This is a genomic window from Mesorhizobium sp. M0184 (genome assembly GCF_040322215.1).
Lineage (GTDB): Bacteria > Pseudomonadota > Alphaproteobacteria > Rhizobiales > Rhizobiaceae > Mesorhizobium.
In genome coordinates this window covers 63,805-89,370 of the sequence record NZ_JAMYSZ010000027.1, presented here as the reverse complement: position 1 = coordinate 89,370, position 25,566 = coordinate 63,805, and the positions used below count along the sequence as shown (strand labels likewise).

Annotated in this window: 26 protein-coding genes and 1 tRNA gene; 6 read left to right on the top strand and 21 right to left on the bottom strand. The window is 61.7% G+C overall.

Going from position 1 to position 25,566, the window contains the following annotated elements; genetic code table 11:
• Positions 1–284: 284 nt before the first annotated feature.
• The 7 genes from NKJ23_RS26520 to NKJ23_RS26490 all read right to left on the bottom strand — a co-directional run bounded on the left by NKJ23_RS26520 (position 285) and on the right by NKJ23_RS26490 (position 8,712).
• Positions 285–551: a hypothetical protein gene (locus tag NKJ23_RS26520; protein ID WP_352683422.1), complete on the bottom strand. Its 267-nt coding sequence runs from the start codon at positions 549–551 to the stop codon at positions 285–287.
• A 52-nt stretch (positions 552–603) separates the two neighbouring features.
• On the bottom strand, positions 604–1,293 hold the full coding sequence (locus NKJ23_RS26515; protein WP_352683420.1) for a DUF4238 domain-containing protein: 690 nt from the start codon (positions 1,291–1,293) through the stop codon (positions 604–606).
• Positions 1,294–1,299: 6 nt separating this feature from the next.
• Entirely contained in the window at positions 1,300–5,064 is a 3,765-nt protein-coding gene (locus NKJ23_RS26510) for a vitamin B12-dependent ribonucleotide reductase (protein WP_352683418.1), read from the bottom strand.
• 647 nt (positions 5,065–5,711) lie between these two features.
• On the bottom strand, positions 5,712–6,200 hold the full coding sequence (locus tag NKJ23_RS26505) for an NUDIX hydrolase (protein WP_352683416.1): 489 nt from the start codon (positions 6,198–6,200) through the stop codon (positions 5,712–5,714).
• A 222-nt stretch (positions 6,201–6,422) separates the two neighbouring features.
• Positions 6,423–6,923, bottom strand: a complete 501-nt coding sequence (gpt, locus tag NKJ23_RS26500; protein WP_023674762.1) for a xanthine phosphoribosyltransferase — start codon at positions 6,921–6,923, stop codon at positions 6,423–6,425.
• Positions 6,924–7,050: 127 nt separating this feature from the next.
• Positions 7,051–7,884 carry a universal stress protein gene (locus NKJ23_RS26495; RefSeq protein WP_352570873.1) on the bottom strand — a complete coding sequence of 278 codons (834 nt, stop codon included), beginning with the start codon at positions 7,882–7,884 and terminating at the stop codon, positions 7,051–7,053.
• A gap of 78 nt (positions 7,885–7,962) precedes the next feature.
• Complete coding sequence (locus tag NKJ23_RS26490; protein WP_352683414.1) at positions 7,963–8,712, bottom strand: competence/damage-inducible protein A; 750 nt, start codon at positions 8,710–8,712, stop codon at positions 7,963–7,965.
• Positions 8,713–8,861: 149 nt separating this feature from the next.
• On the opposite strand from NKJ23_RS26490, the gene NKJ23_RS26485 reads away from it, so the two are divergent.
• Positions 8,862–9,848, top strand: coding sequence for an alpha/beta fold hydrolase (locus NKJ23_RS26485; protein ID WP_352683412.1), 987 nt, complete (start codon positions 8,862–8,864; stop codon positions 9,846–9,848).
• Between the two features lie 92 nt (positions 9,849–9,940).
• On the opposite strand, the gene NKJ23_RS26480 is transcribed toward NKJ23_RS26485, so the two are convergent.
• The 8 genes from NKJ23_RS26480 to NKJ23_RS26445 all read right to left on the bottom strand — a co-directional run bounded on the left by NKJ23_RS26480 (position 9,941) and on the right by NKJ23_RS26445 (position 16,633).
• Complete coding sequence (locus tag NKJ23_RS26480) at positions 9,941–10,834, bottom strand: carbohydrate ABC transporter permease (RefSeq protein ID WP_023674766.1); 894 nt, start codon at positions 10,832–10,834, stop codon at positions 9,941–9,943.
• Position 10,835: 1 nt separating this feature from the next.
• Positions 10,836–11,687 carry a carbohydrate ABC transporter permease gene (locus NKJ23_RS26475; RefSeq protein ID WP_502897019.1) on the bottom strand — a complete coding sequence of 284 codons (852 nt, stop codon included), beginning with the start codon at positions 11,685–11,687 and terminating at the stop codon, positions 10,836–10,838.
• 186 nt (positions 11,688–11,873) lie between these two features.
• Positions 11,874–13,199, bottom strand: coding sequence for an ABC transporter substrate-binding protein (locus NKJ23_RS26470; RefSeq protein ID WP_352593803.1), 1,326 nt, complete (start codon positions 13,197–13,199; stop codon positions 11,874–11,876).
• Between the two features lie 33 nt (positions 13,200–13,232).
• Positions 13,233–14,318, bottom strand: a complete 1,086-nt coding sequence (locus NKJ23_RS26465) for an ABC transporter ATP-binding protein (RefSeq protein ID WP_352683409.1) — start codon at positions 14,316–14,318, stop codon at positions 13,233–13,235.
• 164 nt (positions 14,319–14,482) lie between these two features.
• A complete protein-coding gene (locus NKJ23_RS26460; protein ID WP_023674770.1) occupies positions 14,483–14,722 on the bottom strand; it encodes a DUF2188 domain-containing protein in 240 nt (79 codons plus the stop codon).
• 28 nt (positions 14,723–14,750) lie between these two features.
• Positions 14,751–15,044: a DUF982 domain-containing protein gene (locus tag NKJ23_RS26455; protein WP_031211240.1), complete on the bottom strand. Its 294-nt coding sequence runs from the start codon at positions 15,042–15,044 to the stop codon at positions 14,751–14,753.
• A 61-nt stretch (positions 15,045–15,105) separates the two neighbouring features.
• The gene (locus NKJ23_RS26450; RefSeq protein ID WP_352683407.1) at positions 15,106–15,423 is read right to left on the bottom strand and encodes an SH3 domain-containing protein; all 318 of its coding nucleotides are present in this window, start codon (positions 15,421–15,423) and stop codon (positions 15,106–15,108) included.
• A gap of 106 nt (positions 15,424–15,529) precedes the next feature.
• Positions 15,530–16,633 carry an NADH:flavin oxidoreductase/NADH oxidase gene (locus tag NKJ23_RS26445; RefSeq protein ID WP_352683405.1) on the bottom strand — a complete coding sequence of 368 codons (1,104 nt, stop codon included), beginning with the start codon at positions 16,631–16,633 and terminating at the stop codon, positions 15,530–15,532.
• Positions 16,634–16,786: 153 nt separating this feature from the next.
• On the opposite strand from NKJ23_RS26445, the gene NKJ23_RS26440 reads away from it, so the two are divergent.
• The gene (locus NKJ23_RS26440; RefSeq protein WP_352683403.1) at positions 16,787–17,365 is read left to right on the top strand and encodes an NUDIX domain-containing protein; all 579 of its coding nucleotides are present in this window, start codon (positions 16,787–16,789) and stop codon (positions 17,363–17,365) included.
• A gap of 3 nt (positions 17,366–17,368) precedes the next feature.
• The gene (locus NKJ23_RS26435) at positions 17,369–17,743 is read left to right on the top strand and encodes a hypothetical protein (RefSeq protein WP_352683401.1); all 375 of its coding nucleotides are present in this window, start codon (positions 17,369–17,371) and stop codon (positions 17,741–17,743) included.
• Here NKJ23_RS26435 and NKJ23_RS26430 read toward each other — a convergent pair.
• From NKJ23_RS26430 to NKJ23_RS26410, 5 genes are all read right to left on the bottom strand, one after another.
• The gene (locus NKJ23_RS26430; protein ID WP_352683399.1) at positions 17,727–17,930 is read right to left on the bottom strand and encodes a type II toxin-antitoxin system RelE/ParE family toxin; all 204 of its coding nucleotides are present in this window, start codon (positions 17,928–17,930) and stop codon (positions 17,727–17,729) included. The two genes, NKJ23_RS26435 and NKJ23_RS26430, sit on opposite strands and share 17 nt — an antisense overlap.
• Before the next feature lie 100 nt (positions 17,931–18,030).
• The gene (locus NKJ23_RS26425; RefSeq protein WP_352683397.1) at positions 18,031–18,318 is read right to left on the bottom strand and encodes a ribbon-helix-helix domain-containing protein; all 288 of its coding nucleotides are present in this window, start codon (positions 18,316–18,318) and stop codon (positions 18,031–18,033) included.
• A gap of 430 nt (positions 18,319–18,748) precedes the next feature.
• Positions 18,749–18,837: transfer RNA gene (locus tag NKJ23_RS26420), tRNA-Leu, on the bottom strand.
• Positions 18,838–18,894: 57 nt separating this feature from the next.
• Positions 18,895–19,149, bottom strand: a complete 255-nt coding sequence (locus tag NKJ23_RS26415) for a tyrosine-type recombinase/integrase (protein ID WP_352614072.1) — start codon at positions 19,147–19,149, stop codon at positions 18,895–18,897.
• Positions 19,113–19,292: a hypothetical protein gene (locus NKJ23_RS26410; RefSeq protein ID WP_352683395.1), complete on the bottom strand. Its 180-nt coding sequence runs from the start codon at positions 19,290–19,292 to the stop codon at positions 19,113–19,115. Before NKJ23_RS26410 ends, NKJ23_RS26415 begins: the two co-directional genes overlap by 37 nt.
• Before the next feature lie 438 nt (positions 19,293–19,730).
• On the opposite strand from NKJ23_RS26410, the gene NKJ23_RS26405 reads away from it, so the two are divergent.
• The 3 genes from NKJ23_RS26405 (at position 19,731) to ade (ending at position 24,041) form a co-directional block, all read left to right on the top strand.
• Positions 19,731–20,561 (top strand): hypothetical protein, encoded by an 831-nt coding sequence (locus tag NKJ23_RS26405; RefSeq protein WP_352683393.1) that lies wholly within the window; start codon positions 19,731–19,733, stop codon positions 20,559–20,561.
• 673 nt (positions 20,562–21,234) lie between these two features.
• Complete coding sequence (locus NKJ23_RS26400; RefSeq protein WP_352593811.1) at positions 21,235–21,687, top strand: cupin domain-containing protein; 453 nt, start codon at positions 21,235–21,237, stop codon at positions 21,685–21,687.
• A 542-nt stretch (positions 21,688–22,229) separates the two neighbouring features.
• The gene (gene ade / locus NKJ23_RS26395) at positions 22,230–24,041 is read left to right on the top strand and encodes an adenine deaminase (RefSeq protein ID WP_352683391.1); all 1,812 of its coding nucleotides are present in this window, start codon (positions 22,230–22,232) and stop codon (positions 24,039–24,041) included.
• Positions 24,042–24,297: 256 nt separating this feature from the next.
• On the opposite strand, the gene NKJ23_RS26390 is transcribed toward ade, so the two are convergent.
• The gene (locus NKJ23_RS26390) at positions 24,298–25,461 is read right to left on the bottom strand and encodes an alpha/beta hydrolase (RefSeq protein WP_352683389.1); all 1,164 of its coding nucleotides are present in this window, start codon (positions 25,459–25,461) and stop codon (positions 24,298–24,300) included.
• Positions 25,462–25,566 lie beyond the last annotated feature (105 nt).

Here is a 25,566-nt window from a genome sequence, read left to right as displayed (position 1 = left end):
GTCTGCGACACCATCATCGCTTACGTCCGCGATGACAGTTTGCAGCCTTGGCGGTAATCGCGCGCTCTTCCCTTCTCCCCCTGTGGGAGAAGGTGGATTGGCGCGCAGCGCCGAGACGGTTGAGGGGTGTTGGACGGAGCGCCGCCGGTGCCAAGCTGGAGCACCCCTCATCCGACCGAGCTTCGCTCGGCCACCTTCTCCCACAAGGGGAGAAGGGAGAGGCGAACACGTCCCTCGCGGCTAGTCGCCGGCACGGATGATTTTGCCGCTGGTGGGGCTTAATTTTAAGCTACTTCAATTCGTGGGTGCTCACGCCAGTGAGGTTTTTCCTTCATTACTTTATGCGCAAAGGAAAAATCCTTCCTCCGTGCTGCGATAAATCTGTTAGCCCATTGTATTTGAAGAGCATTCAGAAAAATAAGGATGTCCTTGGATATCGGCGCGTATTGAGAATCGACAAGCATTGCGATTTTCATTTTTGCCTGTTCTAGTCTTTCCTTCGCATCTAAAATCACTGACACACCGCTTTGAAGCGGAAGAGCGCCATCCACGAAAACCTTCAGTTGGATTTCACTTATTTTTTGCTCTGCCTTGGCACGTTCTTTATGAAAGCCGTCGATGATCGTAGGACACAAAAAACCTAGGACGAGATCCGAAGATATCGGGTAAATAAATTTCGATCCCTGGTACACCTAGTCCAATATTTCCGTACGGTCCAAAGTCGTTGTAATTGTGCATTACGAGCGGATTGTCTGAGATGTATAATTCTCCGGCGCAACACTTTTTTAGCAAGATCAATTTCTTGGTTGTCAAGTGTCCTGCAATCTCATCCAATTTATCGAGGTTCATTTTAAGGAGACAAAATTTTTCATATTCTTCGTCCGAAAAATGCTCGGGAATGTCGTTCGTTTTCAGATCGGGGAACCGAAGTTTGACATCTTGAAATATGCCAGAGTAGCTTTGACGCGACGACTTCGAGCGAAGGTGCTGCACAACCACAAAACAACAGAGCGTTGCCAAATCCATGGGGCTTAAGGCAGATACGGTCTCGTTAGCTATTATGCTTTCAAGAACAGGTTTTGCTAGGTTCTCTACGTGGGTGAACTTGCTTTCGAAATCCAGGTAAAAATTACCTTTTAAGCGGACGACATTATAATCCGCTTCGCCCATAATATTGCGTGGGTTAGTTCGAAATTCTTTGCAGGTCGATTTGTCAAAGACATGACATTGTCCTTCTGCGCAAAAATTGCGCAGAAGGAATTGTGGAACATAGTGCTGGTTCTCACGCGGCATCGATCCTCAGCTACACCCGCTCGTGGCCCCGCAAGTATCGCACTTCTCGCAAGTCCCGTTCCGCACCATCGTGAAGTTATGGCATTCCGAGCATTCGTTGCCGGTGTAGCCCTGCATCAGCGATTGCTGGCGCCGGTTGGCGGCGAGCGCTTTGGCTTCGGCTGCTTCTTTCGCGGCCTCGTCGGTGAACAGCTCCGTCGGGTCGGAGGCTTCCGCGTAGACGATGTCCTCGACCAGTTCCCTGGCGCGCTCCTCGTAGTCGCGCTTGTAGGCGACGGCTTCGTCGCTTGCCGGTTTTAGCGTCAGCACGTTGGAGCCGGAGAAAGCGGTCGGGGCGGTACGGGCTGGAGTTCCGGAACCGGAACCCGCAAAGCCTTTCGGCTCGGCGCCCATGCCCGACACCAGCTTGACCGGCGAGGCGCCGCGGGTCAGGCCCTTGGAGAAGGGCGTCGCCTTGCCTTCATTGATGCCGCGTCCGAGTGCCGTCTTGTCGAAATCCGACTGGTCGACATGGGCGAGATCGTGGCGGCCGAGATAGGAGACAGCCAGTTCGCGGAACACGTAGTCGAGGATCGACGTGGCGTTCTTGATGGCGTCGTTGCCCTGCACCATGCCGGCCGGCTCGAACTTGGTGAAGGTGAAGGCCTCGACATATTCGTCGAGCGGCACGCCATATTGCAGGCCGAGCGAGATGGCGATAGCGAAGTTGTTCATCATCGCCCGGAAGGCCGCACCTTCCTTGTGCATGTCGATGAAGATCTCGCCGATACGGCCGTCATCAAACTCGCCAGTGCGCAGATAGACCTTGTGGCCGCCGACGACCGCCTTCTGGGTATAGCCCTTGCGGCGGTTCGGCAGTTTCTCGCGGTCGCGGTAGAGACGCTCGACGACGCGCTCGACGATCTTCTCGGTCACCTGCACGGCGCGCTGTGCGGCCGGCGCCGCGATCAGCTGCTCGATGGCTTCGTCCTCGTCGTCTTCGACGTCGGCAAGCAACGAGGCGTTGAGCGGCTGCGACAGCTTCGAGCCGTCGCGATAGAGCGCGTTGGCCTTCAGCGCCAGCTTCCACGACAGCATGTAGGCGCCCTTGGCGTCTTCCACCGTCGCGTCGTTCGGCATGTTGATGGTCTTGGAGATGGCGCCGGAGATGAAGGGCTGCGCCGCCGCCATCATCATGATGTGGCTGTTGATCGACAGCGAACGCTTGCCGATCTTGCCGCACGGGCTGGCGCAGTCGAACACCGGCAGGTGTTCGGCCTTCAGGAACGGCGCGCCTTCCAGCGTCATCGCCCCGCAGACATGGATGTTGGCGGCCTCGATGTCCTTCTTCGAAAAGCCCAGCGCCGGCAGCATCTCGAACGAGAAATCATTGAGCTGCTCGTCGGTGAAGCCGAACGTCTCCTTCACCCAGTCGGCGCCCAGCGTCCACTGGTTGAAGACGAACTTGATGTCGAAGGCCGACTTCAGCGCCGCATTGAGCGCTGCGATCTTTTCGTCGGTAAAGCCTTTTGCCTTGAGCGAGCCGGGATTGATGCCCGGCGCCTGGTTGAGATTGCCGTGGCCGACGGCATAGGCCTCGATCTCGGCGATCTGGCTCTCGGAATAGCCGAGCGTGCGCAGCGCTTCCGGAACGGCGCGGTTGATGATCTTGAAATAGCCGCCGCCGGCCAGCTTCTTGAATTTTACCAGCGCGAAGTCGGGCTCGATGCCGGTGGTGTCGCAATCCATCACCAGGCCGATCGTGCCGGTCGGTGCGATCACCGTTGCCTGTGCGTTGCGGTAGCCATGCTCCTCGCCGAGCTCGATGGCGCGGTCCCAGGCGGCCTTGGCATGGTCGGCAAGCTCCTGCTGCCTGAGATCCGAGGCGACCAGCGGCACCGGGTTGACGGCTAGCTTCTCGTAGCCGTCCCTTTCGCCATAGGCCGCGCGGCGGTGGTTGCGCATGACGCGCAGCATGTTCTGCGCGTTGCGGTCGTAGTCGGGGAACGCGCCGAGCTCGGCGGCCATTTCGGCCGAAGTTGCATAGGCCGTGCCGGTCATGATCGCGGTGAGGGCGGCACAGATGGCGCGGCCCTCGTCGGAATCATAGGGAATGCCCGAGGTCATCAGCAGGCCGCCGATATTGGCGTAGCCGAGGCCGAGCGTGCGGTACTCGTAGGAAAGCTTGGCGATCTCCTTCGACGGGAACTGCGCCATCATGACGGAGATTTCCAGCACCATGGTCCACAGCCGCACTGTGTGCTCGTAGGCAGCGATGTCGATGGTGCCGTCGGCGTTGCGATAGGGCAGAAGGTTGATCGAGGCCAGGTTGCAGGCGGTGTCGTCGAGGAACATGTATTCCGAGCACGGGTTGGACGCCCGGATCGCACCGGCCGAGGCGCAGGTGTGCCAGTCGTTCATCGTCGTGTTGAAATGCAGGCCCGGATCGGCCGATGCCCAGGCGGCATAGCCGATCTTTTCCCAGAGATCGCGCGCCTTCAGCGTCTTCAGCACCTTGCCGTCCTTGCGGGCGGTGAGATGCCAGTCGCCGTCCTGCTCGACGGCGCGCAGGAAATCGTCCTTCAGCGACACCGAATTGTTGGAATTCTGGCCGGAAACCGTGAGATAGGCGTCCGAATCCCAGTCGGTGTCGTAGGTCTTGAACGACATCGAGGTGTAGCCCTGCTTTGCAAACTGGATGACGCGGTAGATGTAGTTCTCCGGCACCGCGTCCTTCTTGGCCGCCTTGATCTCGCGCTTCAGTGCGGTGTTGACCGCCGGGTCGAAGCAATCGTCGCCATTGCCTTCGCAGTTGATGCAGGCCTTCATGATCGCTTCGAGACGCTTCTTGACGATCTTCGAGCCGGTGACCAGCGAGGCGACCTTCTGCTCCTCATTGACCTTCCAGTCGATGAATTCCTCGATATCGGGATGATCGGCGTCGACGATGACCATTTTCGCGGCGCGGCGTGTCGTGCCCCCCGACTTGATGGCGCCCGCGGCGCGGTCGCCGATCTTGAGGAAGCTCATCAGCCCCGACGAACGACCGCCGCCCGACAGCTTTTCGCCTTCGCCGCGCAGGAACGAGAAGTTGGAGCCGGTGCCGGAGCCGTATTTGAACAGCCGCGCCTCACGCACCCACAGGTCCATGATGCCGCCCTCGTTGACGAGGTCGTCCTGCACGCCCTGGATGAAGCAGGCATGCGGCTGCGGATGCTCGTAGGAAGACTTCGACTTGGTCAGCTTGCCGGTGAACGGGTCGACATAGAAATGGCCCTGGCTCGGACCGTCGATGCCATAGGCCCAGTGCAGGCCGGTGTTGAACCATTGCGGCGAGTTCGGCGCGACGCGCTGGGTGGCCAGCATATAGGCGAGCTCGTCGCGGAAGGCGCTCGCGTCTTCCTCCGACTTGAAGTAGCCGCCCTTCCAGCCCCAATAGGTCCAGGTACCGGCAAGCCGGTCGAAGACCTGGCGGGCGTCGATCTCGGAACCGTAGCGCTCGGCTTCCGGCAGCTTGGCCAGTTCAGCCTCGTCGGCGACGGAGCGCCACAGGAAGGAGGGGACTTGCGTCTCTTCGACCTTCTTCAGCCGTGCGGGAACACCCGCCTTGCGGAAATATTTCTGCGCCAGGATATCGGCGGCAACCTGGGAGAACTGCGCCGGCACGTCGATGTTGTCCAAGCGGAACACCACCGAGCCATCCGGATTCTTGATCTCGGAAAGCGCCTTGCGGAATTCGATCTCCGCGTAAGCTGATTGCCCTGGCTTGGTGAAACGACGCTCGATGCGCATTGGTCCGGTCCCTTTTGTCTACATATAGCGCTTTTCCCAGAGGATTTCTGCCCTCTTGACGAAACGCGCATGTCCGCCGTCTGCCGGCGTTCGAAACCCGCCGGCTCTCATCATCACAGTCTCCGCCGCCCTGCCGGTCGAACCTCTTGCGAGGCCGCTGTCCAACGCGCTCACGGACCCTGTGGGTCCCTCAAAGCTGAAAACTTTTTGTAACGCCCTCGGTCGAGGGAACTTCACATTATCTAGCGTCGAACCTACCTGCAAACACTAAATATAGTATTAACAGACAATTTATTCAAGTCCGACAATCCTCCCCTCTCGCCCCCCAAGGCTTCAAAATCCCACGCATTCGCCGGCCTCGTAAACAGGCGGGAACGCGGATCAAAACGCACATATTCCGGGAAAAAGACCGGCCTCGAAACTTTTCCGGTCGCACTGTCAACAAGAGCGCATGGCCTATAAAAGGCGACTCGTTTTGCGACGTCAAGGATTCGTTTGCGTAGGCTTTTATGACCCCCACATCTTGTGTGTCACACATGTGGATAACGGGGATAGAAGCGGAGCGCAAGGAAGGGTCGGCTTTGGGTGGAGGCGCTTCGGCAACGACGTTCACAGCACCTGAGCGATAGGCTATGCGCGACTGAGACTCAGGAGAACTGATGCGGATCCGCGCAGAAATGGGCGATGATCTGGCTGAGGTCGGGTTCGTTGACCATGCGCACAGCCTCGGCGGCGCTGACCCATTTGCGGGTGCGTGCCCGCTTTTCCTTCCACCGGTCGGCGACCTTGTCGACCTGCAGCGGGAAGACCAGCACCTCGCACGGCACTTCCTCGCCGGTAGCCAGCAGCTTGGCGTAGAAATAACGGCCGGCCTCGTGATGTGAGATCGTGCCGCGCAGCCCGGCCTCCTCGCCGGCTTCGCGTGCCGCCGCTTCGCAAAGCGGCTCCTTCGCTTCCGGCCAGCCCTTGGGAAGCACCCAGCGGCCGGTATCGCGGCTGGTGATCAGCATGATTTCCACGCCGTCGCCGCTATCGCGCCAAGGCAACGCTGCAACCTGCAGGCGGGAGGGCACCGCGCCGAAGAGTCGCCGGACCCTTTCGGCCTTATGGTTGTGCGTCGTTGGCCTCGTCAACATCGGAGAAGCTTGCCCCAGCTTCCAGAATCATTTGCCGTCTCACGAATCTTACGGCTAATTATAAGCAATGAAAGTAAAAAATGTTTCACGGATCGGCCAGATTCCGTCAATCTGCGCCGATCTCAGCCTAATGGCGCGACTGCAGCAGCGTCGCGCCACGCCTTTATCGGTGTGCGGAGGTCCCCTGGGCGGACTCGGTGCATCAAGCGGCGTTGCCGCGAATCAGCCGGCGTGATCGTCGGCGATCGGCTTTTGGTAGGTGAAGCCCATGTCCCAGGGGAAATAGATCCAGGTGTCCTGGCTGACCTCGGTAACGAAAGTGTCGACCATCGGCCTGCCTTTCGGCTTGGCATAGACGGTGGCGAAATGCGCCTTGGGCATCATCGCGCGCACTATGCCCGCCGTCTTGCCGGTGTCGGTGAGGTCGTCGATGATCAGCACGCCGGCCCCGTCATCGGCGAGCAGCGCCGGCGTGACCTCCTTCAGCACCTGCAACTGCCCCTGGCTGGTATAATCGTGGTAGGAGGCGACGCAGACCGTCTCGATGATGCGGATGCCAAGCTCGCGCGAAATGATAGCCGCCGGAACCAGGCCGCCGCGCGTGATGCAGACGATCGCCTTCCATTGCCCCTTGTTGGCGCCGGCAAGCCGCCAGGCGAGCGCGCGCGCATCGCGGTGGAACTGGTCCCAGGAGACCGGGAAGGCTTTTTCGGGCAGGGACATCTCTCGCGCACTCCGCAAAGCGCGCATCGCGCGCAGACACTATGGAATGCGCGCGGAATTAACTGGAAAGGCTTGGCTTTGGCAAGGGCGCGGCAAAGCGATTGTCCTGCCAGCTATCCCTGTGAACCTACCGCGACAGGAAAGCCGCCACGGGTGCGGTGCGCAGCACCGTTCGCGTCACCCCGCCGAACAGCAGCTGGCGCAGCCAGGAATGGCTGTAGGCGCCGAGCACGAGCAGGTCCGCACCCGACTCGGCGACCCTGGTCTGGATGATGTCGTCGACCGAGGCGCCGCCGGACCTCAGCACCGAGACGCTGACGGTCGCGCCATGCCTGGACAGCGAGGCGGCGATCTCGGCGCCGGCTGTTTCCGGCGCCTCGTCGAGCGTATCCGGCGGGTCGATGACGACGATGTCGGTCTTTTCGGCCTCGATGATGAACGGCAAGGCATCGAAGGCCGCGCGCGCGGCCTCCTTGCTGCCGTTCCAGGCGAGCAATACGTGCTTGAAGCTGGTGACGAGCGGACCCGAATGCGGCACCACCAGCACCGGCCGGCCGGCATCGTAGACCAGGGTGTCGACGTCGGCGCTCGGGTCGCTGCCCGATTCGCGCTGGGCGGCGATGATCAGGTCCGCGGTGCGAACGGTCGAGATGCCGGTCAGCGCACTGTCGCCGGAAAAACTCTCGAGACTGCGCCACTCGAACGACAGGCCGGAATCCTCGATGCGCTTGTGAAAGGCGGCCTGCAACTTCTCGGCGCGCTCCCGGTTCATATCGGCGGAAACCTGCAGGAACTCGGTGTCCGGAAAGCCGGTGGCAGAGGTGTAGGGCACGGGCAGCGCCTCGGCATGGATGCCGATCAGATGGCTCTGGAACCGGCCGGCCAGCGGGATCGCGCAGTCGAGGACGCGCTCGGCGTCCTGTTCGTTCTGTAGTATGGCGACGATGGTCTTGAAGCGCATGGCAGTCCCTCACTTCTTACGGCGATCCCATCCGTGACAAACGTCACTGCGCGATGCTGGTTCCGTCAGGCCGGCCGATCAGCCCACTCGGCTTGCCTTGATCAAGCCCGCCACCATAGCCTCTACGTCGGCGCGTGCGGAGTCCAGCGCCTGCTGGCTGCGGGCGCGCACCACCAGTTCCGTCCAGAACTTGCCGTCGCCATATTTCGGGTAGGAGCCGATGATCGTGTCCGGATGCGCCTTCTGGATGTCACCCAGCGGCCCGCCGATCAGGCCTTCGCCGAACGGGCATTCCACGGTTGCTGACAGCATTTTGGTGCCGGCTCGCAATGTCGGCACGACATTGTCGAGCATCGCCTGGAAAATCGCCGGCACGCCGGCCATGACATGGACGTTGCCAATGCGAAAGCCCGGCGCAACCGACACTGGGTTGTCGATATGGTCTGCCCCGTGCGGCATCCGCGCCATGCGCTTGCGCGCTTCGGTGTATTCGATGCCGCGGGCCGCGTAGCTTGCCTCCAGCAGGGCGTAGGCCCTGGCGTCGTATTCGCATGGCACGCCAAAGGCCTTGGCAACCGAATCGGCGGTGATGTCGTCATGCGTCGGGCCGATGCCGCCGGTGGTGAAGACATAAGTATAGCGGGGGCGCAGCGCATTCACCGCAGCGACGATCTCGTCTTCCTCGTCCGCAACGATGCGCACTTCCTTCAGGTCGATGCCGATCGCCGTCATGATGTCGGCGAGGTGGCCGATGTTCTTGTCCTTGGTGCGGCCGGACAGAATCTCGTCGCCGATGACGAGCATGGCGGCGGTGACGATTTCGGTCATGATTGGCTCCGGCAAACGGGTCGCCTGAGATAGCGCGGCAAACGGCCGGCGGCAATGCCGCCAAATGACGGATCTACCTGTGCCACCTCCCTTGCAGTGCACCCGTCGGCGGGTGATGCTGCGTGCCGGTTTGGAGCCCTGAGCAAGACATGCCGGCATCGATTCTGCTATGGCTACCCGACGCGCTGTTTCTGCTGGCGCTCGTCATGGCAGCCTATCCGATGCTGGCGACGCTGCGGATCGCGGCGAAGGCCGAAAGGCTGGTGCCGGCCAGTGGCAAATTCATCGAGATCGACGGCAACCGCATCCACTATGTCGAGACGGGCGAGGGGCGGCCGATCGTCTTCCTGCACGGCCTCGGCGCGCAGCTTCATCAATTCGGCCACACGCTGTTCGGACGATTCGGCCCGAACTATCGGCTGATCGCGCTCGATCGTCCGGGCTCCGGCTATTCGATGCGGGCCAGGGGCGCCAGCGGACGGCTGCCCGAGCAGGCCGAGATCGTGCGGCACTTTATCGACGCGCTTGGGCTGGAAAAGCCTTTGGTCGTCGGTCATTCGCTGGGTGGCGCCATCGCGCTGACGCTGGCTATCGAGCATCCAGAGGCGATTTCCGGCATCGCCTTGCTGGCACCGCTGACCCATCTGGAGCCGGACGCGCGCGAGAAGTTCGGTCCGCTGTACATTAAGTCGCCGCTGCGGCGCCGGATCATGGCTCATACGGTGGCGATCCCGGCGGCTCTCAAATATGCGGAAGCGACGCTTGCCTTCATCTTCGCGCCGCAGACGGCGCCGGCCGACTATATGGTCGAGGGCGGCGGCTGGTGCGGGCTGAGGCCAAGCCATTTCTATGCAACGTCGACCGATGTCATGGCCATCGAGCACGACCTTGGCCGCATCGAGCAACGCTATCGCGAGATCACCATGCCGGCCGGCATTCTGTTTGGTGCTTCCGATCTCGTGCTGGGCATCGATATTCAAGGCTGGCCGGTGATGGAAAAGATCAGGGGGCTCGATTTCGAGCCTGTCGAGGGGCTTGGTCACATGCCGCAATTCGTCGAGCCGGAACGGGTCGTCGCTTTCATAGAACGCATTGCCGACCGCGCATTTGCGCCGAAGTCCGACACCGGCAGCTGACACCCTTCCGGAACGCGGTCTCGGCCGGCAGGGTGCCTACCCCAGGCATTCCCGGCCGCCGGGAATACCTCCGAACCCAATCACGATGCTGGCTATTCCTTCACGGCTCCGGTCATCGAGGAAACATAGTGCTCGACAAAGAACGAATAGAGCACCACGACCGGCAGCGAGCCGATCAGCGCTCCCGCCATCAGCGCCCCCCATTCATAGACGTCCGAGCGCACCAGCTCGGTGAGCACGCCGACCGGCACAGTCTTGTTTTCGGACGACTGGATGAAGGTCAAGGCGTAGATGAACTCGTTCCATGACAGCGTGAATGCGAAGATGCCGGCGGAAATCAGGCCCGGCACCGATAGCGGCAGCACGATCTTGGTGAGGATCTGCCAACGGCTCGCCCCGTCGATCAGCGCGCATTCTTCCAGCTCGAACGGGATCGAGCGGAAATAACCCATCAGCAGCCATGTGCAGAACGGGATCAGGAAGGTCGGATAGGTGAGGATGAGCGCGAACGGCGTGTCGTAAAGTCCAAGGTTGAACACCATCACAGATAGCGGAATGAACAGGATCGAGGGCGGCACGAGATAGGCGAGGAACACCGCGAGGCCGACCTGCCGCGCCCCGGAGAACCTCAAGCGTTCGATCGCGTAGGCAGCGAACACCGCAGCCAGCAGCGACAGGAACGTGGCGGCGGTCGAGATGATGATCGTGTTGAGCAGCCAGCCCGGATAAGACGTCTCGAAGAGCAGGTAACGGATATGCTCGAGCGTCGGATGCACCACCCAGAACGGATTGAAATTGGCGTAGTCGGTCATCTCGAGGTTGGGCTTAACCGCCGTGATCGTCATCCAGTAGAACGGAAACAACAGCACGATGACGAAGATCAGCAACGGCAGGTAGACCGTCACCACGCGGCGCGGCAAACTCTGCAGGTAGCCCATGCCGCCTTCGTCGAGTTCGGGGCGTTTGCTCGTTTCGATCGCGGTCATGTCAATCTCCGCCGCCCTGCTGCCATTTGCGGCGCTGCAGGCCAAAGTAGCTGAACAGGATCGCCGCCAGCAGGAACGGGATCATGGCGACCGCGATCGCGGCGCCTTCGCCAAGCTGGCCTCCGGAAATGCCGCGCTGGAACGACAGCGTCGCCATCAGGTGCGTGGCGTTCACCGGCCCGCCGCGCGTCAGCACATAGATCAGCTGGAAGTCGGTGAAGGTGAACAGCACCGAAAATGTCATGGTGATGGCGATGATCGGCGTCAGCAGCGGCAGCGTCACATAGCGGAACAATTGCCAGCGGCTGGCGCCGTCGAGCGTGGCGGCCTCGTAGAGCGACTGCGGAATCGTCTGCAGGCCGGCAAGCAGCGTGATCGCCACGAAAGGAATGCCGCGCCAGACATTGGCGGCGATGACCGAAGCCCGCGCATTCTCGGGATCGCCGAGGAAGTTGATGCGATGGTCGATCAGGCCCATTTCCATAAGCGCCCAGGACAGGATCGAGAATTGCGAATCGTAGATCCACCAGAAGGCGATCGCCGACAGCACCGTCGGCACCACCCAGGGCAGCAGGACGATCGCGCGGAAGAACGACTTGAACGGCAGGTTCTGGTTGAGGATAAGCGCCAGCCACAGGCCGAGCACAAACTTCAGGACCGAGGCGCTGATCGTGTAGAGCAAGGTGTTGAAGACGGAGAGCCAGAAGACGGCGTCATCCCACAGATATTCATAGTTCTCGAAGCCGATGAAGATGCCGGGGCGGCCGATGCGGGCATCGGTGAAGCCGAGCCAGACGCCGAGCCCGAGCGGATAGGTCAGGAAGACCAGCAGCAGTGCCGCCGCGGGCAGCATGAAGCCGAAGCCAAGCGCGTTATGACTTTCGGACACGAACGTCAGAATGCGCGACAGCGCCGACCGGCGTGGCTGAGCGGCAGCGGAGGTCACGGCCATGGTCGGCTCCTCTAAGGTCTCATTGAACGGCCGGGCGGCCATGCGCGATTCGAAGCCGGGCAGCATGGCTGCCCGGGTGAACCCGGCTCAAACGCGATAGTAGCGGTTTGCGCGCTTCTCGGCTTCTTCCATCGCTTCTTGCGGCGTCGCCTGGCCTGTCACCGCCTTGGCGAACATGTCGACCAGCACATAGTCGGCCATGGTCGCCGCCGAGGCATAGCCAAGCGGGCCGGCATAGCCGTTGGGCCGCAGCGTCGCCGAGGCCTTGGCGTAGGCGGCGTTGTTCGGATCGGCCGTCCACACCGGGTTGTTGTCGAAGGCTTTGAGCGTCTGGCAGCAATAGCCTGCCGACGACGTGATCCACTGCGACATTTGCGGATCCTCGAACATGAACTGCAGGTAGGCCTTGGCGGCGTTGGGGTAGGGCGTGTAGTCGAAGATCACGGCCGTGGTCACCTGGAACAGCTCGACGGATTTTCCGACCGGGCCGATCGGCAGGTTGGTGGTGCGGATGTCCTTGGCTATCTCAGTGAGCTTCGGATCCTTGTCCTTGTTGATCTTGGCGGTGTTGTAGGCGGAAATGCCGTTGGCGATGACGCTCAATTGCCCGGCCAGGAAGGCGCGGTTGTTGTTGACGTCGAGCCAGCTTTCGGTGCCGGGAATGAACGTCTTGTAGAGTTGCTGCGCGTATTCGATCGCCTTGAGCGTCTCGGGGCTGTTGATCGTCACCTTGCCGCTCTCGTCGACCATCTGACCGCCATGGCTCCATAGCAGCCAGTGAGCGTAGTTGTTGCCGTCGCCGACGCCGTGGCCATGCGTGAAGCCGGCCGGGTGCCCCTTTGCCTGCAATGCCTTGCAAAGCTCGAGCAGGCCCGCCGTGTCCTTCGGAAATTCGGAGAAGCCGGCCTCCTTCACCCAGCTTTCGCGATAGACGATGGCATTGCCGATGGTCGCCAGCGGCAGGCCGAGGAATTTGCCTTGCCGTGTCGCATATTGGTGCGGTCCATCGTGCCAGCCGCCATATTTCGAGCCGAGATATTCGCCCAGTTCCGTCACGTCGTGCAGCTTGTCGGGATATTGGTGCGGGTCGTCGAACCAGACGAACATCAGGTCCGGGCCGGAGCCGACATTGGCGGCGACCGCCGCCTTGGGGCGGATGTCCTCCCAGCTTTCCTTGTCGACGCGGACCTCGACACCGGTCGCTTCGGTAAAGCGCTTGGTGTTGGCCAGCCATTGATCCTCGTCGCCCTGCACGAAAGGCGACCAGCGCAACAGCCTGAGCTTGGCGCCGTCCTCGGGCTTGTATTTCAACCCCTCCTGGGCAAAGGCGGGAGAGCCGATGAGCCGGCTTCCCAAGGCTCCCGCCGCAACGCCGGCGGTGGTGCGGATCACGTCACGTCTGGTGAATTTCATGCTCGCTTCCTCCTGCTTATTGTCCTTGCCGTCCTACTGCCCGATGGGTGTTTCGAACCGCTGTCCGGTTTTGCCGTGAAAGAGATGGATGAGGCCAGGCTCGGCCGTAAGCCGGATGGTTTCGCCCGGCGTGAAGGAATGGCGTTCCCGGAAGTTTGCGACGATCTCCTCGCCGCCGGCGGTGCGGCCGATGAGCTGCACTTCGGACCCTGTCGGCTCGACCACCACGACGGTGACCGGGATGCCCTGATGGTCGGACAGCCGTAAATGCTCGGGCCGTATCCCCAGCACGACCGGCTCACCATTGCCGATGGAAAGTGCAGACGCCAACGGGACCGAAATCCCTCCGGCGCCGCGAAATGACGGCGAGCCGTCGCTTACGATCTCGCCCCTGAGCATGTTCATGGCGGGCGAGCCGATGAAGCTAGCGACAAAAATATTGTTCGGCCGGTCGTACAGCTCGAGCGGCGGCCCGATCTGCTCGACGATGCCGTCATGCATGACGACGATCTTGTCGGCCATGGTCATCGCCTCGATCTGGTCGTGGGTGACGTAGACCGTCGTCGTCTTCAGGCGCTGGTGCAGTTCCTTGATCTCGGCGCGCATCTGCACCCGGAGCTTGGCATCGAGATTGGATAGCGGCTCGTCGAACAGGAAAACCTGCGGATCGCGCACGATCGCCCGGCCCATGGCAACGCGCTGGCGCTGCCCGCCGGAAAGCTGGCGCGGATAGCGGTCGAGCAGCGGCACCAGTCCCAGGATTTCGGCCGCGCGCCGCACGCCGGCATCGCTCTCCGTCTTGGGAACGCCCTTGAGCATCAGCGAGAACGCCATGTTCTCGGCGACCGTCATATGCGGGTAGAGCGCATAGTTCTGGAAGACCATGGCGACGTCGCGCTCCTTTGGCGCAACGTTGTTGACGACACGTTTGCCGATCGCGATCTGGCCGCGCGAGATCTTTTCCAGGCCGGCGATCATCCTGAGCAGGGTCGACTTTCCGCAACCCGAAGGCCCGACCAGCGTGACGAACTCGCCGTCGTCTATATCGACGCTGACCCCGTGCAGGACCTCGACGGTCCCAAATGATTTGTAAACATCGCCGATCGCGACAGACGCCATCGATCTCCTCCCGATTGATTCCCGCAACGACTTCGAAGGAAACCGCTTTCTTGCCTGGCCCGCGACCGTGCCCAGGCTCCTCCCTGGTCACACGCGATGTGAGACGGTAGCGCTACCAAACCGACCTGTAAAGCACGCCGGCATCACTGGGATATCGACACACCCTAATCCGAAACCTCGGTCTGCGGCCGGTCGCGGCCATCGGCGAGCTCGTCGTGCCATTTGCCGTCGGCGTCCTCGTACTGGATGCCGTCGGTGTTGCCGGCGACCTGCTGTTCGGCGGAAGCGATCTCGGCGGCGCGCAACGCGTCCTGATGAGTGGGGAACGTTTCGGAGAATGTCGAGCCGACCTTGTAGGCCCAGCCTCCGTCATGCTCGACGATCTTGTAGGTCAGTTTCGCCATGAAACCCTCCGGTTGAAAGCCCGTTGCCTCAATGCAGCCTATCGTCGGCCAGTCTGTCGTCTGGCAGCCTGTCGTCTGTGACCAGCACGTCCGATTCCCTGGCGGCTTCGATCAGTGCCCGGCGCGCATCCGCCGTCGAACGATAACCTTCCAGCACTTTTAGGCAAGTGTCGAGGGCATCACGATGACGCGGCCCGCGATTGAGTGGCCAGACCGTCATCAGGCACTCCGCCGCCTCCTGGGCGCTGCGGATCTGCCGATATTTGCCGACATGGCCGAGTTCGACCACGACCGGTTTTTCAAATGGCTTGCTGTCCATCATCGCCGCCAACGCGGAGCGGCCGATTTGGTTGCAACTGCTATTTTAGCTCAGGCGAAATAGCTCAATAGCCGCAGTCGTTGCGCAGCCAGCGTGCATTCGCCCAGCCGGTGCGGCCGCCGAAATCGACCTTGTACCAGCTTCCGCGGCGGTCGAAGATCTCGGTTTGGTCGCCGTTGAACAATTGCCCGATCATGCGCGACGACGAGTTCGGTCGGGCTCGAACGGCGAGAAAGCCGCTTCCCGTCGCCAGATTGTAGTGCCTGGAAAGGCCGTGCACCGTGCCTTCGCAATATTGCGCCCCGGCCGGCGTCGGTGCGGCGAACGACAGCCCGGCCACAACCGCGGCAGCGACCGCAATGGAATTCCCCCTGAACGGCATGTCTCTGCTCCCCCACCGCCGCGCCCAGCCGCGGCCCCGGCCACTCTACACCGGCAGAGGATCAAAGCGAAGCTGTGATGCCCCGTCCAGCGAGACGAACCCGCCGTCAGTTCGCCGCCTTCATCCAGTGCTGCATCGTCGTCACCGAGCGGGCAAGCTGCGGCGCCGGGTGGATTTTTTCGCCGAAGGTGGCCGCGGCGCGCCAGCCCCAGCGCGGATCGGCAAGAAAGGCGCGCGCCAGCGCCACCATGTCGGCGCGGCCGTCGGCGACGATCGCCTCGGCCTGTTTCGGATCGTCGATCAGACCGACGGCCCGCGTCGGGATGCCGACGGCCTTGCGCACCGCTTCGGCCAGATGCACCTGGTAGCCGGGCCCGGAGGGCAGCTTCTGCAACGGTGAATTGCCGCCGCTCGAGCAGCAGAGATAGGCGACGCCGGCTTCCTTCAGCGCTTTTGCCACTTCGATCGCATCCTCGACCTCGAAGCCGCCATCGACCCATTCCTTGATCGACAGACGCGCGCCCAGCATCAGCCTGGGCACCGCCTTCTTCACCGCCTTGGCGATCTCGACGGCGAAACGCATGCGGTTTTCCAGCGAGCCGCCCCAGCGGTCGGTGCGCCGGTTGGAGAGCGGCGACAGGAACTGGAAGATCAGATAGCCATGCGCGGCATGCAGCTCGATGAAGTCGAAGCCGGCGCGCTCGGCCCGCCGTGCCGCTTCTGCGAAGCGTTCGATGATTTGCAGGATCTCGTCGTCCTCCAGCGCCCGCGGCACCTGCCAGCCGGTGCCGTAGGCGATGGCCGAGGCCGACACGATCGGCCACGGGTCCTGATCGGCATGCAGCGGGCCGCCGCCCTCCCAGGGTTTGCGGTTCGAGGCCTTGCGGCCGGCATGGGCAAGCTGCGTGCCGAATTTCGTGCCCGGTGCGGCGACACGCTTGGCTGCATCCAGCGTGCGTCGCGCGGCCGCCTCGTTGTCCTCGGAATAGAGGCCGAGGCAGCCATGCGAGATGCGGCCGCGCCGTTCGACGTCGGTCATCTCGACGGTGACCATGCCGGCGCCGGACATCGCCAGGTTCATCCAGTGATAGAGGTGCCAATCGCTGGCCGAGCCGTCCTCGGCCGAATACTGGCACATCGGTGCGACCGCGATGCGGTTGGGGAAGGTCAGGCCGTCGAGGGTGATCGGCTGGAAAAGCGATGAGGTCATAAAAAACTCCGGAAAGGGTTGCCGCTATTTATGCAGCCGATTGTGCCAGCGCCAGACACGAGACGGTGAACCGGCGCACTGGACCAATTGGTGGCCCGATTGCACGAACCGCCGTTCGCGGCTACGCCTTGCCGCGGCAGCAGGGAGTCCACCATGGAAGATCGCATTCGCATCCGCTCGGAGGAAGTCCTTTCCGACGAATGGGCGGTTTTGAAAAAAACCGTCTTCGACTACCGCCGGCGCGACGGCAAATGGGAAACGCACACCCGCCAGACCTACGATCGCGGTGACGGCGCGGTGATCCTGCCTTTCGATCCCGACCGCTCGACGGTGCTTCTGGTGCGGCAGTTCCGCTACCCGGCCTACGTCACCGGCCACAAGGAGCCGCTGATCGAGGCGTGCGCCGGCCTGCTCGACGAAGACGATCCCGAAACCTGCATCCGCAAGGAGGCCGAGGAGGAACTCGGCTACCGGCTGAAGGACGTGCAGCGGCTGTTTTCGCCCTATATGAGCCCCGGCAGCGTGACCGAGCGGCTCTGGTTCTTCGTCGCCCGCTATTCGCCCGCCGACCGCATTTCCGACGGTGGCGGCGCGCATGACGAAGGCGAAGACATCGAAGTTTTGGAAATGCCGCTCGACGAGGCACTGGCCGGCATCCACGATGGTCGGATCATCGACGCCAAGACGATTATCCTGATCCAGCATTTGAAGCTGAACCCGATCGGGGTGTGATCCGTGCCGGAAGCTGTACCCTGCGAGGAATCGCGCGGCCGGAAGCTCATCGCGCATGGTGCCGAAATACTGGGCGGCGAATTCAACATGATGCCGGTCGACTTCTACGAAGACGGCGGTGAGCCGGTGTTCGGAGAGTTCACGATCTACCCCGCGGCGGCCAGTTGCAGTTCGATGCGCCGGCCTTCGATCGCTAATTGGGCTCCCACCGGGTACCCCTTCCACCAGGCCGCCTTGCGGGGCTGGGACAAGGCGACGCTGGTTGCGGCTGGACGCCTGGGGCTGAACAAGACTTCTTTTGCCGGCGCGATCGGCGAGGCTCCACGGGGGCAGAGGTCTTATCGCCCGATCGTTACGCCCGTTAGCCTTTGTCCTTGAGGTCCGCTTCATAGTCCTGCCCGCCGTAATAGACGCCGAGGATGGCAATGGTGTCGGCTTCGGCCGTGAAGGCAATGCTGACGCGGCGGCGGTAGCCTAGAACGCGGAGGCCGGGACGAATATCGTCGCGGCGCGTTCCGCGTTCGGGAAACGGCTCGAACGCGTGCAATAGGCGACGATGCCGCAAACGAACGATTCCGCACGGGCTGTGGAGGAATATTCCTCTATGTAGCGATACAGCGCATCCAACTGGCGCTCCGCTTGCGCGGAAAATACAACCGTGCGCGTCATTCCTTAGTGGCATCATCGCGTCGCGCGGCGGCGCGGTCGCGGATACGCAGCATGACCTGCTCGGCAGGGACGGCGCTGGACGGATTCGCCTTGTACTCGTCGTAGCTCTGGGCGACTTCCTCGCGCAGCCAGCGTTCAACCGCGGCGTCGCGGTCGAGCAGCGCGCGCACGCCCTCGCGCAGCACTTCGCTGACGGAGGCGTACGCGCCGGATTCGACCTTGCGCGCGACGGCCTCGGCCATGTCGCGCGGGAGGGTGATACTTATCGGCTGGGTGGTTCGCATGGGCGGACTCCTTTTCCACCATACAGCAGCCGATGTGACAAAATCATATCGAAATTGCTGGCGATGATGCGTGTGACCGATACCGCCGCCCTTGCCTGAGTGCGCTTTGGAAGCTGGCAAACGAACATGCGGACACCGGATACGCATATCGCAGATCCCGCATCGGCTCGCCGGCTCCTGGTCGAGAAATGGCATGTGGCAGCCTGTATGCGGCGAGTTCACGCTCTTGCTTAATGCATGTCGCGCAAAAGTGTGCAGCGGTTTTGCGATAACGACATGCATGAAAAACAAGAACCTAAAGCGCGTCGCATGAGGCCGATCGAACGCGACACGCTTTAGGCCGCAATGGCGCCGATGTTGCTGGTGCGGACGACGGGACTCGAACCCGTACGATCAGAGATCGAGGGATTTTAAGTCCCTTGCGAGGGCTTGGTGTGGGCGACGGGATTTGAACCCGTAAGTGCTTGAAACACCGGCAGATTTTAAGTCTGCTGCGTATACCAGTTCCGCCACGCCCACCTCCCACATTGTGGGGAAATCCCACCAGTCTCCCACATGGTTTCCCACCCGGTCGGCCTAGGATTTGCCGTTCACTACCACGAGCCTCGGAGCCGCGCCACCTTCGAGCGCCGTGAGGTTGTCGAGCAGATGGTTCGGCGCAAGGTGGGCGTAGTTCAGGGTGGTCTGGATCGACTTGTGACCCATCCAGATTTGGACGCGACGGATGTCTATCCCACGGATGATCTGCCACGAGCAGCATGTGTGCCGCGTGGTGTAGACTAGGCACGCGCGTCCTATGGCAGCTCGGGCCGTGGAAATGCCTCCGTGCAAGCCTTCGGCTGGCCCATGGCGTGCGTGGTATAGATCAGGCAGCGAATAGCCGTGGCGCGGCGACGACCAAAGTAATCGGCCCCAAGCGTGGCCGCCAAATTGGCGACTTGCAGAACAATGAGTACTGTGATGGCGGTTTTCATGGTCTTTTCCCCCCTGGCCCGCGCGGCCCCAAATTCAGTGCATCAATCCCACGAAATGCCCGCCACCGCCACTGGCAGCCCCGGGTCATTTTGTGACAGATTGTCAATTGGCAAAAGCACCGATTGGCAGGGAAGCGTAGGAACATTTGCCTAGGTCTTGCCTCGATCACACCGCTATGTGCCCCTCATGGCGATAAGAGATACATTATCTTGTTTGCCCATTGAAATCATTCGACAATCTGCCGTGTTGTGGGAATGATTGTGGGACGGAAGGAGACCCGAGCGGGGGGGCACGGGGGGTCTTCGCGCGAGCCAGTTATCCGATCACCCGCGCGGATTTTTTCACCAAACATTTCGGTGGGAGAAGTGGATTAGCTATCGGCACGGCGATCCACAAATACTAGAGGTTGCTGAGCGAATTAGATTGGGAGCTTGGTCATGGCACTCCCCCCTGTGGAAGGAGCCTTGTTTCGTCGAAACTACGTCAGGGAACCCGGTCCGCTGCCTGACAGCGCAAGGGCGCGCCGTCGCTTCTATGTATTCTTCCAGGATTTCTTGAGCCCAGACCAACAAGGCCCTTTCGCTACTGCTGTTGTGCGGCACCTTGGCGTTGACTACCCGTCGGGCGTATATGGAGCTCATCACAACGAATTTTGGATGATGGCCGAAATAACCGACGTGCTGAGCGCCATAACGATTGCCCTCAGAATGGCCAAATCACAGGGTGAGTTGAACCAAAAACGGGCATTGGTCGCCGCACGTCAGATCATTTCTGAGGAGGGTCTTCACTACCGGATAGACGACGCCTTCGGGGTTCACTATTTGGTGGACGAAGAATTTGCCCACGTTTCCGAAGCAGCGCTCGCAGGACTGGGACAGCCACGCTTTGCCGCCGCAAGCCACACTCTCGACGAGGCCCTTTCCCATTTGGGCCCCGGTCGCCAAAGCGGCAAGGCACTAATCAGGGGGATATTTGAGGCCGTTGAAAGCGCCTTCTTGGTGGTGGTCAACCAACCAAACGTCAACAGGCTGAACGCGCAATCAATCGATGCGCACCTAAAGCCAATCTTGATGGCCAGACATTCGAACTATGGTGAGGCGAAAGACAAGGTCGATCGCGCTATGGAAATGTTCAAGGCCTGGGTTCACTCGGCGCATCCTTTCCGGCATGGCGCGCCTCTAGACCAAATTCACGAAGCTCCGATTGATTTGGCCGTAATGTCCGCGACCCAAGGGATGGGATTTATGCGGTATCTTGTAGCGCCCTAGGATCGCGGCAGCGTCCCAAAGATGGGCTATCCGATGTCCCCGTAGGAGAGACCAGCTCGGTTGGCGAGGATGTGGACGCCCGTTCGGTTCTCGGCCATCAGGCAGCCAACTTGTAGACGTCGAGAAGCAGCCTTGAGTAGTAGGGATCGGCCTGTATGACAGCCTCTTCGAACGAACAGGTGGGCTTGCCTATGAGCCTCCCGTACTTTTCCCACACGATTTCCCACAACGGCGGGTTCCCACACAATCCGTTGCACGAGTGGAGGGGTTAAAATGAAATGCAAAACCCCGGCGCAAACCGGGGAATTACAAGGCGTTGAGGGCTTAGTTGCGAGGGTGCAAAGGACTGGGAGGGATTTTAAGTCCCTTGCGTCTACCAATTCCGCCACGTCCGCAGGCCAGTCCTTTTCAGATGCCGGGCAGGGGCCGTCAAGCCGTCTTCTGCCGTAGACAAATCTGGCACTGGAAGCTAGCGAGGCCGATCATCTACAGTGATACAAACAAAATCGTTTCACCTGGAAATGTTTTTAGCGGCAGCTTCCGCGGCTACCGCGAATGCGCGTCCCCCGTTCGCAGGATGCGTTCGGGCGCTCTGCCCTGATAGGCTCGAAGTGGCAAGTGGATCGGCGCGCCGATACTCGACGCCGTCCTCTACAGACACTGGGAGATTGTCATGCTCAAGCTTGCCTCTGCCCTGGCACTGCTGCTTGTTGGGACGGCGCCTCTGTTTGCCGATGAGATGCCGATGAACGCCAAAGACATCAAATGGGGTCCTGCTCCAGCTGTCATTCCCGCTGGCGCGGAAATGGCTGTTGTCGCTGGAGATCCCTCAAAGGAGGGCGCCTATGTGCTGCGGTTGAAGACACCCGCCGGCTACAAAATTGCCGCACATAATCATCCCACCACGGAATACGTAACGGTGCTTTCCGGCAACTTCCATATTGGAATGGGCGATAAGCTCGACGAGGCGAAAGGTGTCGAATTGACTGCTGGCGGCTTCGGCGTCGCGCCGGCCGGAATGAATCACTTCGCCTGGACGACAAGCGATACGATTATCCAGGTTCATGGCGAGGGGCCATTCAAGATCACCTACGTCAACCCGGCGGACGATCCGAGCAAGAAGTGACAGTTCGGGATCGAATTGATTGAACCGGCCGAAGGCTTCGAACGAGTGCGTCGAACTCCGCGACCGTCGATTCAGAAGGATCCTATAACGAGACGAAAGCTGATTGGCCGCAACGGAATCGTATTCCGCCTGGGCCATTTTGCCGTGAATGGCGTAATAACAAAAAACCCGCCTCGGGAGGACGGGTCGTTGGAGCCAATTGGCACCATACCCAAATTAGTAGCATAGCTGCCGGCACAAAGCAAGAACAAAGTCGCTGCGGCCGGCACAAAATGCCCTTGGCGATTGGCGAAAGCCATGGCGCATCGATCTCCCTCCTTGAGGGGGAGATGGCCGGCAGGCCAGAGGGGGTCGTCGCGCATCGAGCGCCAGCCTGTTTTGTTCGCGGTAAAGGTTCGCGTCAGGACGTCCCGACCCCCTCTGTCGCCTTCGGCGACATCTCCCCCTCGAGGGGGAGATCTGCAACTTCGTCGTCCGCGCCTACTTCCTCGCTGGTCAAAATCCTCGCGGCTTGGCACAGTCGGGCAAAGAGGAGCCTGTTGATGCCGAAGACCGCCAGTGCGACGAAACCAAAACCCTGGGCCGAGATGGCGACGCATCTGGTCGATGTCGCTATGGGCCGCAAACCCGCCGATCTCGTCATCCGCAACGGGCGCTGGGTCAACGTCCATTCGGGCGAGATCATCGCCGGCACCGACATCGCCATTGCCGGCGGCCGCTTTGCCTATTGCGGGCCGAACGCCGGCCATGCCATCGGCCAAGGCACCAAGGTGGTCGATGCCGGCGGCCGCTATCTGGTGCCGGGGCTTTGCGACGCGCATATGCATGTCGAGAGCGGCATGGTGACGGTGACGGAATTCTGCCGCGCGGTGATCCCGCATGGCACAACTTCGATGTTCATCGATCCGCATGAGATCGCCAACGTGCTCGGCCTGCCGGGCGTGCGGCTGATGCATGACGAGGCCGTCGCCATGCCGGTAAACGTGCTCGTGCAGATGCCGTCCTGCGTGCCCTCCGCCCCGGGGCTGGAGCATGCCGGCGCCGAGCTGACCGTCGCCGACGTTGCCGAAGCGATGACCTGGGAAAACATCATCGGGCTCGGCGAGGTGATGAATTTTCCGGGCGTCGCCGCCAATGATCCGGTGATGTCGGGCGAGATCGCGGCGACGGTGAGGGCCGGCAAGACGGTCGGCGGGCATTATGCCTCGCGCGATCTCGGCCTGCCGTTCCACGGCTACGTCGCCGGCGGCCCCGAGGACGACCACGAAGGCACGCGCGCCGAGGACGCCATCGCGCGCGTCCGCCAGGGCATGAAGGCAATGCTGCGGCTGGGCTCGGCCTGGTACGACGTGGCCTCGCAGATCAAGGCGGTGACCGAGAGCGGCCTCGACCCGCGCAATTTCGTCCTGTGCACCGACGACAGCCATTCCGGTACGCTGGTGCACGAAGGCCATATGGACCGGGTCGTGCGCCACGCCATCAGCCAGGGCTTGAAGCCGGTGACGGCGATCCAGATGGCGACGCTCAACACCGCCCAGCATTTCCGGCTGGAGCGCGAGATCGGCTCGATCGCGCCGGGGCGGCTCGCCGATCTGCTGATCATCTCCGACCTGGCCGAAATGACCATCGACGAGGTCTATGGCCGCGGCGTCAGGCTGGCCAAGGGCGGCAAGCTCGAAATTGACATTCCGGCCTACAATTATCCGCGGACGGCGAAGAACACCGTCAAGCTCGGCAGGAAGCTCAAGGCAGGCGATTTCGACATCGCGGCACCCATGGGCGCCAACGAGGTGCGGGTGCGCGTCATCGGCGTCATCGAAAACCAGGCGCCGACGCGGGCGCTGGAGGCCGATCTTGCCGTCGAGGACGGGCTGGTCGCCATGGATCGCCGCAACGATGTCTGCCAGATCGCGCTGGTCGAGCGCCACAAGGGCACCGGCGGCGTCACCAACGCCTTCGTCTCCGGCTTCGGCTATATCGGCGACTGCGCCATGGCGTCGAGCGTGGCCCACGATGCCCACCACATTATCGTCGTCGGCACCAACAAGCAGGATATGGCTCTGGCCGTGAACCGGCTGGGCGAGGTCGGCGGCGGCGTCGTGCTGTTCTCCAAGGGCAAGGAGCTGGCGCTGGTCGAGATGCCGATCGCCGGGCTGATGTCGGACGAGCGAGCCGAAATCGTCGCCGCAAAGGCGGACCAACTCAGCGACGCCATGCGCCAGATGGGCTGCTCGCTCAACAACGCCTACATGCAGCACTCGCTGCTGGCGCTGGTCGTCATCCCCGAGCTCAGAATTTCCGACGTCGGCCTTATCGACGTGACGACTTTTCAGAAGGTCGATCTGTTCGTCTGAAGAATCACTGAACGCTGGAGGGACAGCGCCCCCCTCTGTCCTGCCGGACATCTCCCCCTCAAGGGGGGAGATTGGCAGTTTCGTTGACAGCGCCTTGTTCGTCAAAGATGGAGATTGGCGAAAGCCGAAAGTGGCGGCCAATCTCCCCACTAGAGGGGGAGATGTCCGGCAGGACAGAGGGGGGCGCGAAGGATCGCTGCAGAGCGTTTTTGTTGACAGCTGCCAATTACCGGCGTGATTGGCAGCAGAGGTTGGCTCACCCGCCGGTGGCGATGGTCAGCACCTTGAACGGCGTGGTGATGACGATTTCGGCGACCGAACCGACGGCCTTGCCGAGGCCCTGGCCGAGATTGTCGAGCTGGGCCGGCGCGGTCTCTTCGGAGGCAAGGCCGGCCGGGGCGCGCAGGCGGTCGCCGAGCAGCTGCACCAGGAACGGGTTGTCGGCGAATTTGGCGTGGTTCAGCCGGTCGCCGCCCTTGGTCTTGGTCAGGTCGACCACCGAGACGCCATAGCTGGCGAGGTCGGCCGCGTCGCCATAGTCGCCGACGCGCGGCTTGTCGCCGGAGATCAGGGTCGACAGCCTGAGCGCCCGGTCGTCGCCCGACAGCAGCACGGCGAACGGCTTGTCGGGCTTGCCGTAGCGGATCATCTGCTTCTTGAACACGTCGACGTCGATGTCGGGAGAGGCCAGGATGACGTAGCCGAGCTTGCCGCCGAGGTCGCGGTCGCCGGTGATGGCAAGCTGGCGCAATGCTTCCATGGTCACCCAGGTCCCCATCGAATGGGCAATGATGTCGATGCTCTTGGCGCGGCTCCTGGCGAGCATGCGCAGCGTCGCTTCGAGATCGTCGCGCGCCGCATTGGCGCTTTCCTTGTCGTAGATGTAGCCGGTCGTCTTGCCGCTCGACGCCCACGAAAACAGCACCGGCGTGCCCGGATATTTCGTGTCGTGCGCGATCTGCGTCAGCCGGTAGATACCGTCGTCGAAGCCGTTGTTGAAGCCATGCACGAAAACCAGCGCGCGGTCGCCGCGCATAGCGATGTCGGCGCCGACCGCCTTGGCGAATTGCGGCACGCCTTCGTAGAAGGTGACGCCGGTCGCCGTGAAATCCTTCGCCGGATTGCTGTTGGCCGAGCCCTTGACCCGCTCGATGGCGCCGAGCTGGTGGATTTTGGGCACCGTCACCTCGACGCTGGCAAAGCTGGTGGTCGGCGAACGGTCGCCGTCGAACACCTGCCGGGGCTCTTTCATTGCCTTTTGCCGGGTTGTGGCGACGAAGATCTTGTGCGTCGCGGCAATGTCGGAAGCAGGCACGGTGATTGTCGTCTTGTTGAGCAAGTCGTGCGTGTTCTGGCCGGCGCAGCTTGCCAGCGCGAGCGCGAACGCAACGACGAGAAAGATCTTCGAAGGCACGGTCACGCGGGCTCCCGCAAAGGCGACGTCGAGCCGGAGACGTCTTGGCCTATTCGATAGAGACAGAGGCCGGCACGGTCCAGTTCAAACTGTTCCGATGGTGCGGCAATG

Bases quoted from the DNA above. Each gene is read 5' to 3' on its own strand.
- NKJ23_RS26515 (WP_352683420.1), bottom strand. From the start codon at position 1,293: ATGCCGCGTGAGAACCAGCACTATGTTCCACAATTCCTTCTGCGCAAT.
- NKJ23_RS26510 (WP_352683418.1), bottom strand. From the start codon at position 5,064: ATGCGCATCGAGCGTCGTTTCACCAAGCCAGGGCAATCAGCTTACGCG.
- NKJ23_RS26505 (WP_352683416.1), bottom strand. From the start codon at position 6,200: ATGTTGACGAGGCCAACGACGCACAACCATAAGGCCGAAAGGGTCCGG.
- gpt (WP_023674762.1), bottom strand. From the start codon at position 6,923: ATGTCCCTGCCCGAAAAAGCCTTCCCGGTCTCCTGGGACCAGTTCCAC.
- NKJ23_RS26495 (WP_352570873.1), bottom strand. From the start codon at position 7,884: ATGCGCTTCAAGACCATCGTCGCCATACTACAGAACGAACAGGACGCC.
- NKJ23_RS26490 (WP_352683414.1), bottom strand. From the start codon at position 8,712: ATGACCGAAATCGTCACCGCCGCCATGCTCGTCATCGGCGACGAGATT.
- NKJ23_RS26485 (WP_352683412.1), top strand. From the start codon at position 8,862: ATGCCGGCATCGATTCTGCTATGGCTACCCGACGCGCTGTTTCTGCTG.
- NKJ23_RS26480 (WP_023674766.1), bottom strand. From the start codon at position 10,834: ATGACCGCGATCGAAACGAGCAAACGCCCCGAACTCGACGAAGGCGGC.
- NKJ23_RS26475 (WP_502897019.1), bottom strand. From the start codon at position 11,687: ATGCTGCCCGCGGCGGCACTGCTGCTGGTCTTCCTGACCTATCCGCTC.
- NKJ23_RS26470 (WP_352593803.1), bottom strand. From the start codon at position 13,199: ATGAAATTCACCAGACGTGACGTGATCCGCACCACCGCCGGCGTTGCG.
- NKJ23_RS26465 (WP_352683409.1), bottom strand. From the start codon at position 14,318: ATGGCGTCTGTCGCGATCGGCGATGTTTACAAATCATTTGGGACCGTC.
- NKJ23_RS26460 (WP_023674770.1), bottom strand. From the start codon at position 14,722: ATGGCGAAACTGACCTACAAGATCGTCGAGCATGACGGAGGCTGGGCC.
- NKJ23_RS26455 (WP_031211240.1), bottom strand. From the start codon at position 15,044: ATGATGGACAGCAAGCCATTTGAAAAACCGGTCGTGGTCGAACTCGGC.
- NKJ23_RS26450 (WP_352683407.1), bottom strand. From the start codon at position 15,423: ATGCCGTTCAGGGGGAATTCCATTGCGGTCGCTGCCGCGGTTGTGGCC.
- NKJ23_RS26445 (WP_352683405.1), bottom strand. From the start codon at position 16,633: ATGACCTCATCGCTTTTCCAGCCGATCACCCTCGACGGCCTGACCTTC.
- NKJ23_RS26440 (WP_352683403.1), top strand. From the start codon at position 16,787: ATGGAAGATCGCATTCGCATCCGCTCGGAGGAAGTCCTTTCCGACGAA.
- NKJ23_RS26425 (WP_352683397.1), bottom strand. From the start codon at position 18,318: ATGCGAACCACCCAGCCGATAAGTATCACCCTCCCGCGCGACATGGCC.
- NKJ23_RS26410 (WP_352683395.1), bottom strand. From the start codon at position 19,292: ATGAAAACCGCCATCACAGTACTCATTGTTCTGCAAGTCGCCAATTTG.
- NKJ23_RS26405 (WP_352683393.1), top strand. From the start codon at position 19,731: ATGGCACTCCCCCCTGTGGAAGGAGCCTTGTTTCGTCGAAACTACGTC.
- NKJ23_RS26400 (WP_352593811.1), top strand. From the start codon at position 21,235: ATGCTCAAGCTTGCCTCTGCCCTGGCACTGCTGCTTGTTGGGACGGCG.
- ade (WP_352683391.1), top strand. From the start codon at position 22,230: ATGCCGAAGACCGCCAGTGCGACGAAACCAAAACCCTGGGCCGAGATG.